The organism is Streptomyces sp. NRRL F-2580 (genome assembly GCF_000720115.1).
In the GTDB taxonomy this organism is placed as follows: Bacteria; Actinomycetota; Actinomycetes; order Streptomycetales; family Streptomycetaceae; genus Streptomyces.
The window spans coordinates 49,260-61,765 of sequence record NZ_JOIR01000005.1 but is presented as its reverse complement, the minus strand read 5'-3'; the positions used below and the strand labels follow the sequence as shown (position 1 = coordinate 61,765).

Sequence of the window (12,506 nt, the reverse complement as noted above, 5' to 3'; positions counted from 1 at the left end):
AGTGCCTTTCGTCGGTTCGGACTAGTGATCGCGGTTCGTCAGCTGTAGACGAACGGCATGACCAGACCGATGAGGGCGAGCGCCTCACAGAAGGCGAAGCCGAGGATCTGGTTGGCGCGGATCAGACCGGCAGCCTCGGGCTGACGGGCAAGGGCCTGCGTGCCGTTACCGAAGATGATGCCGACGCCGACGCCGGGGCCGATGGCCGCGAGACCGTAACCAACGGAGCTGAGGGAGCCGGTGACGGCGGCAAGGGTCTGGGACATGCCAGTTCTTCCTTCTCTTTCACGGACCGGTGGGGGTTGGCCACCGGACGAATACGGGGGGCTGAGCGGGGCGGGCGGGGCTCAGTGGTGCTCGGCGAGCGCGCCCTGGAGGAAGCTGCAGGCCAGGAGGACGAAGACGTACGCCTGGACAGCCTGGATGAAGAGCTCGAACGCGGTCATCACGATGACCATGACGAACGAGACGCCCGCGTACGCGATGCCGATCCCGTTCAGCAGGTACCAGCTGGCGATGGTGAACAGCAGCAGCAGGGTGTGACCGGCGAACATGTTCGCGAACAGTCGGACCGCGTGGGTGAAGGGCCGGACCAGGACGTTCGAGAAGAACTCGATGACCATGACGAGCGGCAGGACCGGGCCGAGCGACTTGTCGTAGCCCGTGAGGTTCTTGAAGCCGCCGACGAAGCCGTGGCGCTTGAACGTCACGCTCATCCAGATCACGTAGACGATCAGCGCGAGGCCGGCCGGGTACGCGATGATCGAGGTCACCGGGAACTGGGCGAGCGGAATGATCGACCAGAGGTTCATGACCCAGACGAAGAAGAAGATGGAGACCATCAGGGGGACGTACTTCTCCCCCTCCTTCTTGCCGAGCGTCTCGTAGACGATGCCGCGGCGCACGAAGTCGTAACCGGCTTCGGCGACCATCTGCAGCTTGCCCGGGACGACCTTCGGCTTGCGGAAAGCCATCCAGAAGAAGCCGACGATGATGACGGAGCCGAGAAGGGCCAGCAGCATCGTCTTGTTGAAGTACAAGTTGCTGTCCGCGTCGCCGAAGATCGGCTGGAACAGGAACGAGTGCAGGCCGGGAGCCGGGAAGCCACAACCGTCGAAGATGTGGCAGTCGGTCTCGAAGGCGAGCACCGTCGTCGGGTCAGCACTCACCGCGGGCTCCTTCAGCGTGGCGCATAGGTACGGCAACCTCGTTGTGTCGGCGCGGCGGACAGCCGCTGTTCGGCACTGGACTGGTGTTACGGGTGTGGGGGCGGCGGTCAGGCATCGAGCCTCGCGATGGGACAGGCGTCAGCTCAGATGCCCGCGCCCGCAGTGCCGCAGTTGGCAGCACCGGACGATAGCAGGATCTCGAACGCCCGCTTATCCCGGCCCTACCCTTCACGACTTCGGCCCCGGATTTTCGGGCTTGTCGCCCTTCACCGAGTCCGGTTCGACGTAAAGAATCTTGGCCTTCATATGAGCACGCGTCTGCGCGCCGATCCACACCAGGGTGGTGGCGACGAGCGTGATCGCGAAGGCCTTGGGATTGAACAGGGTGGTGTTCTTGAACACCGCGACGAACACGAAAAGCAGCAGGATCTGGGCCGTGTAGAGCATGAGCCCCATGGCCTGGAAAAGGTGCGGGAGTGACTTCGCCGTGCGCTGCAGAACGACGAATCCGATGCCCATGAAAAGAATCACGACCAGCGTCGCGACGACGGCCCCGACCGCGCCCTTGCCTCCGACGACCAACGCGCTGATCGCTGCGGCGAGTGCGCCGGCGACAGCCGTGGGTACGGCGGCTTGCAGGAGGGATCGGACGTCATCTGACCGCATGGCGGTTTGCTCCGCGTGGTGGTGGGGGCACGGGACTCGTACGGGACGAGCGTAAGCCCGGTCCGAGAGAGAACCTCGGGCCAAGGGGCCGTCGCACTACGGTCCTTCGGCTCTGTCGCCGGGTTTAGTGAACGGTATCACAAACTATTTGATGAGAGCTTTACCTGCCCGGTGTGCTGACTGTCACACATGAGAGGGACCCTGCGCGTGTGTGCGCGACAGGCGTGCGACTTGTCTGGTAAAGGGCACCCATGTCCGACATGCGGCGCAACTGTCAGCGGGTGGATTCAGCCTTACGCCGGTCGGGGAAGCGCGAACGGGGGCCCACGGCGGTCGCTCCGTTGACGCCGGAGACGCCCGCCGCGATCGGCCTGGCGGGCTGCGGCTCCGCGCCCGAGGCATCCAGCGCGGCCGCTTCCGCAGCCGCCTCGGCCGCCCGCGCGGCGTGCCGGTAACGCGGCGGAACCAGACCCTCCGCCCACCGCGGGGTGCGCGGGGTGAAGCGCGGCAGGAGCAGCAGGATCAGGCCCACGGCGCTCAGCGCGGCGATCGCGAGCACGATCCACATCGTGGCGGAATGCACCGAATACGCCACCGTGCCGAAGGCGATGAGCCCTGACCAGAAGTACATGATCAGGACCGCGCGGCTGTGCGAATGCCCGAGCTCCAGCAGCCGGTGGTGGAGGTGCCCGCGGTCGGCCGCGAAGGGCGACTGGCCCTTCCACGTACGCCGCACGATGGCCAGGACCAGGTCCGCCATCGGGATCGCGATGATCGTCAGGGGCAGGATCAGCGGGATGAAGACGGGGAGCATCGCGTGCGTCGCGTTGCGCTCGCCCTGCGCGTACAGGGCGAGGGCGTCGGGGTCCACCTGGCCGGTGATGGAGATGGCGCCGGCGGCCAGCACCAGGCCGATCAGCATCGAGCCGGAGTCGCCCATGAAGATCCGGGCGGGATGCATGTTGTGCGGCAGGAAGCCGAGGCACATGCCCATCAGGATCGCGGCGAAGAGGGTGGCCGGCGCGGCCGACTCGATGCCGTAGCCGAACCAGATCCGGTACGCGTAGAGGAAGAACGCCGCGGCGGCGATGCAGACCATGCCGGCGGCCAGGCCGTCGAGGCCGTCCACGAAGTTCACCGCGTTGATGGTGACCACCACGAGGGCCACGGTGAGCAGGTTGCCCTGCCACTGGGTGAGCGAGACCGTGCCGAAGAAGGGGACCGGGATCCACAGGATCGTCAGGCCCTGCATGACCATCACGCCGGCGGAGATCATCTGCGCGCCGAGCTTGATGAGGGCGTCGATCTCGAACTTGTCGTCGAGTACGCCGATCAGCCAGATCAGGGCCGCGCCGGAGAGCAGGGCGCGCGGTTCGTTCGACAGCTCGAAGACGCCGTTGAGGTTCCGCAGGTGGTCGGCGACCAGCAGGCCCGCGCACAGACCGCCGAACATGGCGATGCCGCCCAGCCGTGGCGTGGGCTCTCGGTGCACGTCGCGGGCACGGATCTCCGGCATGGCCCCGGCCGCGATCGCGAACTTCCGCACGGGCCCGGTCAGCAGGTAGGTCACCGCGACCGTGACGCAAAGCGTCAGCAGATATTCACGCACGGGCTGCCCCAGATGTATCGCCGGCCATCTCAGCCCCACACATTAGCTGCGATGTCCCCTCCCCCGAGGACGCGAGGGGTCCGTATCCCGGTTCCACTACGCCCCTCTTGTCCTGATTACTCCCCGTAAGGGGGAAATTCCTGCGCCAGCTCATTGACCTCCGTACGTGTCTTCGCGCCGTCCCCGCGCAGCCCCGCGGCGAACAGCGCCGCGATCCTGCGCATCTCCGCCTCGCCCATGCCCTGGGTGGTCACCGCGGCCGTGCCCAGCCGGACCCCGCGCTGGTCCCCGTACGGGAGGGCGCAGGTGTCGAGGACGATCCCCGCGGCGGCCAGCCGGCCGCGCGCGGTCGGGCCGTCCATGCCCAGCGGCGCCGGGTCGGCGGTGATCAAATGCGTGTCGGTGCCGCCGGTGGTGATGGTGAAACCGTGCTCTTCGAGGGCGCCGGCCAGCGCCCGGGCATTGGCGACGACCCGGTGGGCGTACGTGGTGAAGGCCGGCCGGGCCGCCTCGCCGAAGGCCACGGCCTTGGCGGCGATGGTGTGCATCTGGGCGCCGCCCTGGGTGAAGGGGAAGACCGCCCGGTCGATGCGCTCGGCGAACTCGGCGCCGCACAGGACCATCCCGCCGCGCGGCCCGCGCAACACCTTGTGCGTGGTGGCGCAGACGACGTCGGCGTAGGGCACGGGGCTGGGCGCGGCCCCGCCGGCCACCAGCCCGATCGGATGGGCCGCGTCGGCGATCAGATAGGCCCCGACCTCGTCGGCGATCTCCCGGAAGGCCGAGTACTCGGGGTGGCGGGGGTAGGAGATGGACCCGCAGACGATCGCCTTGGGGCGGTGCGCGCGGGCGAGGTCCTGCACCTGCTGGTAGTCGATGAGACCCGTCTCGGCGTCGACCCCGTACCCGACGAAGTCGAACCAGCGCCCGGAGAAGTTCGCGGGCGAGCCGTGGGTGAGGTGCCCCCCGTACGGGAGCCCCATCGCCAGCACGGTGTCCCCGGGCCGCAGCAGCGCGGCGTACGCGGCCAGCACGGCGGAGGAGCCGGAGTGCGGCTGCACGTTCGCGTGCTCGGCCCCGAACAGCACCTTGGCCCGCTCCACGGCGGTCTGCTCGGCCAGGTCGGCGTATTCGCATCCGCCGTGGTACCGGTTGCCGGGGTACCCCTCGGCGTACTTGTTGGCGAGCGGCGACCCCAGCGCGGCGAGCACGGCGGCGGAGGTGAAGTTCTCGGCGGCGATCAGCTGCAGGCTGCCGGCCTGCCGCCGCCGCTCCCCTTCGAGCACGTCGGCCATCTGCGGATCCTGCTGCCGCAGCAGGTCCGTGGGCTGGGTGATGACGCTCATGGCGCGACTCCAGGTGGTACCGGGTACCAGCCACTGTAGGCCCGCGACCCTCACCCCGCCCTGTGGCGCCGCCGACCGATCCGGCCCGGCCGGCGTTCGAGGCGCCGGGGCTGGTGCGGAGCCCGCAGGGTCAGCGCGAGGCCGTGACGCCCGTCAGGGCCGTGACCACGGGGTCCAGCGCCTGGCTGATCTCGTCGCCGATCGAGCGGAAGAAGGTGATCGGCGCCCCGTACGGGTCGTACACCTCGTCCGCGTCCGGCGAAGGCGCCAGCAGCCACCCCCGCAGCGCCGCGGCGGCCCGCACCAGCGCCCGCGCCCGGTCCGCCATGCCGTCGTCGAGCGGCGGCAGCGTGGCCGGATCTATCGCCCGCACCAACCGGGTGAACTCCTTCAGCGTGAAGGTCCGCAGCCCGGCGGAGTGACCCATCGAGATGACCTGCGCCCGGTGGTCACGGGTGGCGGTCAGGACGAGGTCGGCGCGTATCACGTGCTCGTCCAGCAGCTCGCGCCCGGTGAAACCGGAGGCGTCGGCCCCGAAGTCCGCCAGCACGGCGGCCGCGTTGGCCTCCATCGGGGCGCCCTCGTGGCCCCACGTACCGGCGCTCTCCACGATGAGGTCGCCGGTCACGATCCCGCCCAGCCGGTGCGACAGGGCGTGCCGCGTCAGCCGCTCGGTGATCGGCGAGCGGCACACGTTGCCGGTGCTGACGTGGAGTATGCGGAAAGTGTTTCCCCCAGCTATGCCACGCCCCTCAGGGCTCACGGGGCGACCTCGAGGTCGGGTACGACCTCCCGCAGCTGCTCGGCGCTGAGCGCGCCCTCCCGCAGCAGGACGGGAACCTTCCCGGTGACGTCGACGATCGACGACGGCTGGATGCCGGGCGTCGGGCCGCCGTCCAGGTACACGGACACGGAGTCCCCGAGCATCTCGCGCGCGGCGTCGCAGTCCTCGGGCGCCGGCTGCCCGGACAGGTTGGCCGAGGACACCGCCATCGGGCCGACCTCGGTCAGCAGCTCGATCGCGACGGGGTGCAGGGGCATGCGGACGGCGACCGTGCCGTTGGTGTCCCCCAGGTCCCACGCCAGGGAGGGCTGGTGCTTGGCGACCAGCGTCAGCGCGCCCGGCCAGAAGGCGTCGACGAGCTCCCACGCCTGCTCGGAGAAGTCCGTGACGAGGCCGTGCAGGGTGTTCGGGGAGCCGATGAGCACCGGGGTGGGCATACCGCGCCCCCGGCCCTTGGCGGCGAGCAGGTCGTGGACGGCCTCCGGGCTGAAGGCGTCCGCGCCGATCCCGTACAGGGTGTCGGTGGGCAGCACGACGAGCTCGCCGCGGCGCACGGCGGATGCGGCTTCACGCAGACCCGTCTTACGGTCCGTCGCGTCGTTGCAGTCGTATCGCCGGGCCATCAGCGGGCCTCCTCGTGCAGCAGGGGGGTGGCGGGAATGGTCGCGCCGGTCACGGCAGTGCCTTGCGCGCGGTCGCGAAGCGGGGACGGTTGTTGAGGTCCGGGTGGTCGGCCGCGTCGGCCCAGCCCCGTTCCTCGGCGAAGATCCACGGAACCTGGCCGCCCTGGGTGTCGGCGTGCTCGATGACGACGATGCCGCCGGGCCGCAGCAGCCGGTGGGCGGTGCGCTCGATGCCGCGGATGGTGTCGAGGCCGTCCTCGCCGGAGAAGAGCGCCATCTCCGGATCGTGGTCGCGGGCCTCGGGGGCGACGTACTCCCACTCGGTGAGCGGGATGTACGGCGGGTTGGAGATGACCAGGTCGACCTGGCCGTCGAGCTCCGGCAGGGCGCTCAGGGCGTCGCCCTGGTGGACGCTGACCCGGGAGCCCTCGGCGTTCTTGCGGGTCCACCGCAGGGCGTCCTCGGACAGCTCGACCGCGTGCACGCGCGAGCGCGGCACCTCCTGCGCCATGGCCAGCGCGATGGCGCCGGAGCCGGTGCACAGGTCCACGATCATCGGCTCGACCACGTCCATCGCCCGGACGGCGTGTATGGCCCAGTCGACGACCGACTCGGTCTCGGGCCGGGGCACGAACACCCCGGGCCCGACCTGGAGCTCCAGGTACCGGAAGAAGGCGCGTCCGGTGATGTGCTGGAGCGGCTCGCGCGCCTCGCGGCGGGCGACGGCCTCCCAGTAGCGGGCGTCGAAGTCCGCGTCCTTGACGTGGTGCAGTTCCCCCCGTTTGACGCCGTGCACGAAGGCCGCGAGCTCCTCCGCGTCGAAACGCGGTGAGGGCACGCCGGCGGCGGCCAGCCGCTGGGTGGCCTGGGCCACCTCGGCAAGCAGCAAGTTCACGCTGGTCCTCCGGGCTGCTGTCGAACGGGGGGTGAAGCAGGGATCAGGGTCAGTGCGCGGCCGCGAGCTTGGCTGCGGAGTCGGTGTCCACGCAGGCCTGGATGACCGGGTCGAGGTCACCGTCGAGCACCTGGTCCAAGTTGTACGCCTTGAAACCGGTCCGGTGGTCCGAGATCCGGTTTTCCGGGTAGTTGTACGTGCGGATCTTCTCGGACCGGTCCACGCTGCGCACCTGGCTGCGGCGCACGTCGGAGGCCTCCTGCTCGGCGGCTTCCTGGGCGGCGGCCAGCAGGCGCGAGCGCAGGATGCGCATGGCCTGCTCCTTGTTCTGGAGCTGGCTCTTCTCGTTCTGGCAGGAGGCGACCACACCGGTCGGGATGTGCGTGATGCGCACGGCCGAGTCGGTGGTGTTGACGGACTGGCCGCCGGGGCCGGACGAGCGGTACACGTCGATGCGGAGGTCGTTCATGTTGACCTCGACCTCGACCTCCTCGGCCTCCGGGGTGACGAGCACGCCGGCGGCGGAGGTGTGGATGCGGCCCTGGGACTCCGTGGCCGGAACCCGCTGGACGCGGTGTACGCCGCCCTCGTACTTCAGGCGGGCCCACACGCCCTGGCCGGGCTCGGTCGCGCCGTTGCCGCCCTTGGTGCGGACGGAGACCTGGACGTCCTTGTAGCCGCCGAGCTCGGACTCGGTGGCGTCGATGATCTCGGTCTTCCAGCCCACCCGCTCGGCGTAGCGCAGGTACATGCGCAGCAGGTCGCCGGCGAACAGCGCCGACTCGTCGCCGCCCGCGCCCGCCTTGACCTCCAGGAGCACGTCCTTGTCGTCGCTGGGGTCACGCGGGACCAGCAGCAGGCGGAGCTTCTCGGTGAGCTCCTCGCGCTGCTGGGTCAGCTCCTTGACCTCGGCGATGAAGTCCGGGTCGTCGGCCGCGAACTCCTTGGCCGTCTCGATGTCCTCGGCCGACTGCTTCCATGCGCGGAAGGTCGCGACGATCGGGGTCAGCTCCGCGTAGCGCTTGTTCAGCTTGCGCGCGTTGGCCTGATCCGAGTGGACCGAAGGGTCGGCGAGCTTCTTCTCAAGATCGGCGTGTTCGCCGATCAATTCCTCGACCGCCTCGAACATCGGGGGCTCCTGTGGTGAAAGTACGAACGGGGTGACTTGGCGAGACGACGACAAAGGCGCCGGTCCGGCCGCCCCCGAGTGGACAGGGGGCGGCCGGTGACCGGCGCCTGGGTCGCGCTACTTCTTGGCCGCACCCTTGCCGAAGCGCGCCTCGAAGCGGGCCACGCGGCCACCGGTGTCGAGGATCTTCTGCTTGCCCGTGTAGAACGGGTGGCACTCGGAGCAGACCTCGGCTCGGATGGAGCCCTCGGTCAGGGTGCTACGGGTGGTGAACGACGCGCCACAGGTGCAGCTGACCTGGGTCTCGACGTACTCGGGGTGAACATCGCGCTTCAAGGTGTCTCCTAGATTCGGGAGGGCGCCGGGTCGCAGGAGCCGAATTGCGCACTGCGTGAACCGGGGCCGACAGACCAGTCTGCCAGGACCGGGCTGCCTGTCAAAATTCTGAGGACGCCTCCCTCAACGGAGGGGGGCCGCCATCTATTCCGCACCCCCGCGGAATCCGTCCGGAAGCCGCCTGAGCAGGGGCTCCCTACTGGACGATGCCGCCGACCGTGCCCTTGTCCCCCATGGACTTCTCGGTGGCCTCGGCCGGGATCGGCTGGTCCGCGAGCAGCGCTTCCCAGACCAGCTTCGACTCCTTCGTCAGCGGGGCGACGCGATCGGCGTCGCGCGGGTCCACCGTCACCGGCAGGGTGATCATGTGCATGTTCTGGGCCTCGATGCCCTGCAGGCCCTGGGCGAAGCCCATGAGGGACTTCACGTCACCGAGCGACTTGTCGGTGGTGATCGCCTTGGTCGCGGAGTCGGCGAGGTCCACCAGCCGCTTGGGGTTGTCGAACACCCCGATGCTCTTGACCTGTTTGATCAGTGCCTTGATGAAGGCCTGCTGGAGCTGTATTCGGCCCAGGTCGCTGCCGTCGCCGACGCTCTTGCGGGTGCGGACGAGGCCGAGGGCCTGTTCGCCGTTGAGGTGGTTCGGGCCGGCCGCGAGTTCGAGGTGGCTGGCGCCGTCCTTGATCGGCTTGGTGGTGGTCACGTCGACGCCGCCGAGGTTGTCGATGATCTTCTTGAAGCCCGTGAAGTCGACCTCGATGTAGTGGTCCATCCGGATCCCCGACATCTTCTCGACGGTCTTGACCGCGCAGGCGGCCCCGCCGATGGTGTACGCCTCGTTGAACTGCTTGCGCGGGCCGCCGGGGTCGGTCTTGCCCTTGCCGGTGGGGCATTCGGGACGGACCGTCATGGTGTCGCGGGGTATCGATACGACGCTGGCCTGCTTGTGGCCCTCGTAGAGGTGGACGATCATCGCGGTGTCGGAGCGGGCCGAGCCGCCGTCGTCCTGGCCGTACTCTCCGTTGGCGCCGCCGCGGGAGTCGGAGCCGAGCACCAGGATGTCCATCGAGCCGTTGTCGACGTTCTGCGGGCGGTCGCTGCCGAGGGCCTGGTCGATGTCGACGGTTTTCAGATTGCCGTTGAGCTTGAAGTAGAAGTAGCCGAGGCCCGCGCCCCCCAGCAGGACCACCCCCGCTGCGCTCCACGCGGCGATGACGAGAGCCCTGCGGCGCTTCGCCGGTTTGCGTCGGCGCCGGCCCGCGGCCCGTCGGCCGCGGCCCTTGCTGTCCTCGGTCATGCTCTCCTCAGTCCCTGAGTCCGGTCCCCTGGTCCGTTCCGGCCCGCCGTCCACTCCGCGGGCCCCTCTCACACAGACGGGTGAACGCCCCGCAGGGTTCCGGGGCGGGGTGTGGTGAAGCCCGCACCGGCGCCCCGGGGCCCGTGCGGGGCCCCCGGAACGCGCAGCAGCCCCGCCGCCGGTGCGGTGGGGGCTGCTGGGGTGATGCCGCGCGTCAGGCGTCATACGCCCGACTCCGGACCTCAGTCGTCGTTCTTGCCCGACGGGGTCGTCTTCGCGATCTGCATCAGGAACTCGGCGTTCGACTTCGTCTGCTTCATCTTGTCGAGCAGCAGCTCGATCGCCTGCTGCGAGTCGAGCGCGTGCAGCACCCGGCGCAGCTTCCAGACGATGGCGAGCTCCTCCGCGTTGAGGAGGATCTCCTCCTTGCGGGTGCCCGACGGGTCGACGTCGACGGCCGGGAAGATGCGCTTGTCGGCGAGCTTGCGGTCGAGCTTGAGCTCCATGTTGCCGGTGCCCTTGAACTCCTCGAAGATCACCTCGTCCATGCGCGAGCCGGTGTCGACCAGCGCGGTGGCCAGGATGGTCAGCGAGCCGCCGTCCTCGATGTTGCGCGCGGCACCGAAGAAGCGCTTCGGCGGGTACAGCGCGGTCGAGTCGACACCACCGGACAGGATGCGGCCGGAGGCGGGCGCCGCGAGGTTGTACGCGCGGCCCAGACGGGTGATGGAGTCCAGCAGGACGACCACGTCGTGACCCAGCTCGACGAGACGCTTGGCGCGCTCGATGGCCAGCTCGGCGACGGTGGTGTGGTCCTCGGCCGGGCGGTCGAAGGTCGAGGAGATGACCTCGCCCTTGACCGACCGCTGCATGTCGGTGACCTCTTCCGGACGCTCGTCGACCAGGACGACCATCAGGTGGCACTCGGGGTTGTTGACCGTGATCGCGTTGGCGATCGCCTGCATGATCATGGTCTTGCCGGTCTTCGGCGGAGCCACGATCAGACCGCGCTGGCCCTTGCCGATCGGCGACACGAGGTCGATGATGCGGGTGGTCAGCACGCCCGGGTCGGTCTCCAGACGGAGCCGGTCCTGCGGGTAGAGCGGGGTCAGCTTCTGGAACTCCGGGCGGCCACGGCCGGATTCGGGCGCCATGCCGTTCACCGAGTCCAGACGCACGAGGGCGTTGAACTTCTCGCGGCGCTCGCCGTCCTTGGGCTGACGGACCGCACCGGTGGTGTGGTCGCCCTTGCGCAGGCCGGCCTTGCGGACCTGGGCGAGGGACACGTACACGTCGTTGGGACCGGGCAGGTAGCCCGAGGTCCGGATGAACGCGTAGTTGTCGAGGATGTCGAGGATGCCCGCGACGGGGATCAGCACGTCGTCGTCGGCGACCTGCGGCTCGTTCGGGGCGAACTCGTCACGGCCACGACGGCCACGACGGTCGCGGTAGCGTCCGCGACGGCCACGGCGGCCGCCCTCGTCGTCGAAGTCGTCCTGCGGGCCGTTGTCCTGGCGGTCCTGGCGGTCCTGGCGGTCCTGACGGCCCTGCTGACCCTGGCCCTGGCCACGGCCGCCCTGCTGCTGGCGGTCCTGACGGTCGGCGCGGTCCTGACGGTCGGCGCGGTCCTGACGGCCGCCACCCTGGCCGCCCTGGCCGCCCTGCGGGGCCGCCTGACCCTGGCCGGCCTGGCCCTGGTCGTCGGCCTTGGCGCCGCGGTCACGGCGGTCGCGCTGGCGGTCGCCGCGCTCGGCGCGGTCACGGCGGTCGCGACGGCCGCGGCCCTCGCCGTCCTGACCCTGCGCCTGGCCGGCGGAGACCGCCGTGGCGTCGGCCGTGACCTCGGACTGCGCCGGGGCGGCGGTCACGGTCTCGGTCTTCTGCTCGACCTGCACGGCGACGGGGGCCGAGGCCTCCGGGCTGCCGGTGGGAGCCGTGGCCCGACGGCGGCGGCGCTCGCCGGCCGGCGCGTCGTCGCTGGCCGGCTGGCCCGGGATCTCGATCTGCGCCTGCGCGGCAGGCTTCTCGGCGGGCGCCTCGGCGGCGGCCTCACCCGTGCGGGCCTTGCTGGTGGCGCGGCGCTTCGGCTTGGCCTCGGCGGTGTCCCCGGCGGCGGAGGCCGCGGCCTTGGGAGCACCGCTGCCCGCCTGCGCCTCCTTGATGACCTCGATCAGCTGGCTCTTGCGCATCCGCGCGGTGCCCCTGATCCCGAGGCCCGACGCGACCTGCTGCAGCTCGGCCAGGACCATGCCGTCAAGGCCGGTGCCGGTGCGTCGACGCTTGGGTGCGGCGCCCGCGGCGGGGGTACTGGTGTCGACAGAGGTGTCGGCAGCGCCCATCAGATCGGTGGTGTCGCTCACGAAGGGTCCTTCCCTGGAGCGGACGTCGGCCTGTCTGGCTCGGCGACCGGTTGTGCTGTCCGACAACAGTCCTAGGTGTGGACCGTGCCGGGGCGGTGGTCCGCCGATAGAGATACGGCGGGGAGAAAACGTGCATGGGTGGTTCCGGCGAGAAGCCCCCGAGCTGGAAGCGTGGGAATGTCACGCCGATTCCGGAGCGTGCTCGAAACTGCTGGAAGTGATCAAAGCAGTCGGGGAGGCTCCCGGAAGAAATGTGGTCCCGTATGGGGACACTGAGCACCGAGCCATGGCG

General features: G+C 69.9%; 12 protein-coding genes. All 12 read right to left on the bottom strand.

The window, feature by feature from the left end:
* Nucleotides 1-38: 38 nt before the first annotated feature.
* The 12 genes from atpE to rho all read right to left on the bottom strand — a co-directional run bounded on the left by atpE (nucleotide 39) and on the right by rho (nucleotide 12,214).
* Entirely contained in the window at nucleotides 39-266 is a 228-nt protein-coding gene (gene atpE, locus IF88_RS0106380) for an ATP synthase F0 subunit C (protein WP_030386954.1), read from the bottom strand.
* A gap of 81 nt (nucleotides 267-347) precedes the next feature.
* Nucleotides 348-1,184, bottom strand: a complete 837-nt coding sequence (gene atpB / locus IF88_RS0106375; protein WP_037805558.1) for a F0F1 ATP synthase subunit A — start codon at nucleotides 1,182-1,184, stop codon at nucleotides 348-350.
* Between the two features lie 213 nt (nucleotides 1,185-1,397).
* Nucleotides 1,398-1,835 carry a hypothetical protein gene (locus IF88_RS0106365; protein WP_030708140.1) on the bottom strand — a complete coding sequence of 146 codons (438 nt, stop codon included), beginning with the start codon at nucleotides 1,833-1,835 and terminating at the stop codon, nucleotides 1,398-1,400.
* Between the two features lie 274 nt (nucleotides 1,836-2,109).
* Nucleotides 2,110-3,444 carry an MraY family glycosyltransferase gene (locus IF88_RS0106360; RefSeq protein WP_030708138.1) on the bottom strand — a complete coding sequence of 445 codons (1,335 nt, stop codon included), beginning with the start codon at nucleotides 3,442-3,444 and terminating at the stop codon, nucleotides 2,110-2,112.
* A gap of 116 nt (nucleotides 3,445-3,560) precedes the next feature.
* Nucleotides 3,561-4,790 carry a serine hydroxymethyltransferase gene (gene glyA / locus IF88_RS0106355; protein ID WP_030708136.1) on the bottom strand — a complete coding sequence of 410 codons (1,230 nt, stop codon included), beginning with the start codon at nucleotides 4,788-4,790 and terminating at the stop codon, nucleotides 3,561-3,563.
* Nucleotides 4,791-4,920: 130 nt separating this feature from the next.
* Nucleotides 4,921-5,553, bottom strand: coding sequence for a low molecular weight phosphatase family protein (locus IF88_RS0106350; RefSeq protein WP_030708134.1), 633 nt, complete (start codon nucleotides 5,551-5,553; stop codon nucleotides 4,921-4,923).
* Complete coding sequence (locus IF88_RS0106345; RefSeq protein WP_030708132.1) at nucleotides 5,550-6,197, bottom strand: L-threonylcarbamoyladenylate synthase; 648 nt, start codon at nucleotides 6,195-6,197, stop codon at nucleotides 5,550-5,552. The genes IF88_RS0106350 and IF88_RS0106345 overlap by 4 nt, the downstream gene beginning before the upstream one ends.
* 49 nt (nucleotides 6,198-6,246) lie before the next feature.
* Nucleotides 6,247-7,092: a peptide chain release factor N(5)-glutamine methyltransferase gene (prmC, locus tag IF88_RS0106340; RefSeq protein ID WP_030708130.1), complete on the bottom strand. Its 846-nt coding sequence runs from the start codon at nucleotides 7,090-7,092 to the stop codon at nucleotides 6,247-6,249.
* A gap of 49 nt (nucleotides 7,093-7,141) precedes the next feature.
* The gene (gene prfA, locus IF88_RS0106335; protein WP_030708128.1) at nucleotides 7,142-8,221 is read right to left on the bottom strand and encodes a peptide chain release factor 1; all 1,080 of its coding nucleotides are present in this window, start codon (nucleotides 8,219-8,221) and stop codon (nucleotides 7,142-7,144) included.
* 117 nt (nucleotides 8,222-8,338) lie between these two features.
* Nucleotides 8,339-8,557: a 50S ribosomal protein L31 gene (gene rpmE, locus IF88_RS0106330; protein WP_030708126.1), complete on the bottom strand. Its 219-nt coding sequence runs from the start codon at nucleotides 8,555-8,557 to the stop codon at nucleotides 8,339-8,341.
* Nucleotides 8,558-8,753: 196 nt separating this feature from the next.
* Nucleotides 8,754-9,854, bottom strand: a complete 1,101-nt coding sequence (locus IF88_RS0106325; protein ID WP_030708124.1) for an LCP family protein — start codon at nucleotides 9,852-9,854, stop codon at nucleotides 8,754-8,756.
* A 242-nt stretch (nucleotides 9,855-10,096) separates the two neighbouring features.
* A complete protein-coding gene (gene rho / locus IF88_RS0106320) occupies nucleotides 10,097-12,214 on the bottom strand; it encodes a transcription termination factor Rho (protein WP_030708123.1) in 2,118 nt (705 codons plus the stop codon).
* Nucleotides 12,215-12,506: the final 292 nt, after the last annotated feature.

Bases quoted from the DNA above. Each gene is read 5' to 3' on its own strand.
- glyA (WP_030708136.1), bottom strand. From the start codon at position 4,790: ATGAGCGTCATCACCCAGCCCACGGACCTGCTGCGGCAGCAGGATCCG.
- IF88_RS0106345 (WP_030708132.1), bottom strand. From the start codon at position 6,197: ATGGCCCGGCGATACGACTGCAACGACGCGACGGACCGTAAGACGGGT.
- IF88_RS0106325 (WP_030708124.1), bottom strand. From the start codon at position 9,854: ATGACCGAGGACAGCAAGGGCCGCGGCCGACGGGCCGCGGGCCGGCGC.
- atpE (WP_030386954.1), bottom strand. From the start codon at position 266: ATGTCCCAGACCCTTGCCGCCGTCACCGGCTCCCTCAGCTCCGTTGGT.
- prfA (WP_030708128.1), bottom strand. From the start codon at position 8,221: ATGTTCGAGGCGGTCGAGGAATTGATCGGCGAACACGCCGATCTTGAG.
- IF88_RS0106365 (WP_030708140.1), bottom strand. From the start codon at position 1,835: ATGCGGTCAGATGACGTCCGATCCCTCCTGCAAGCCGCCGTACCCACG.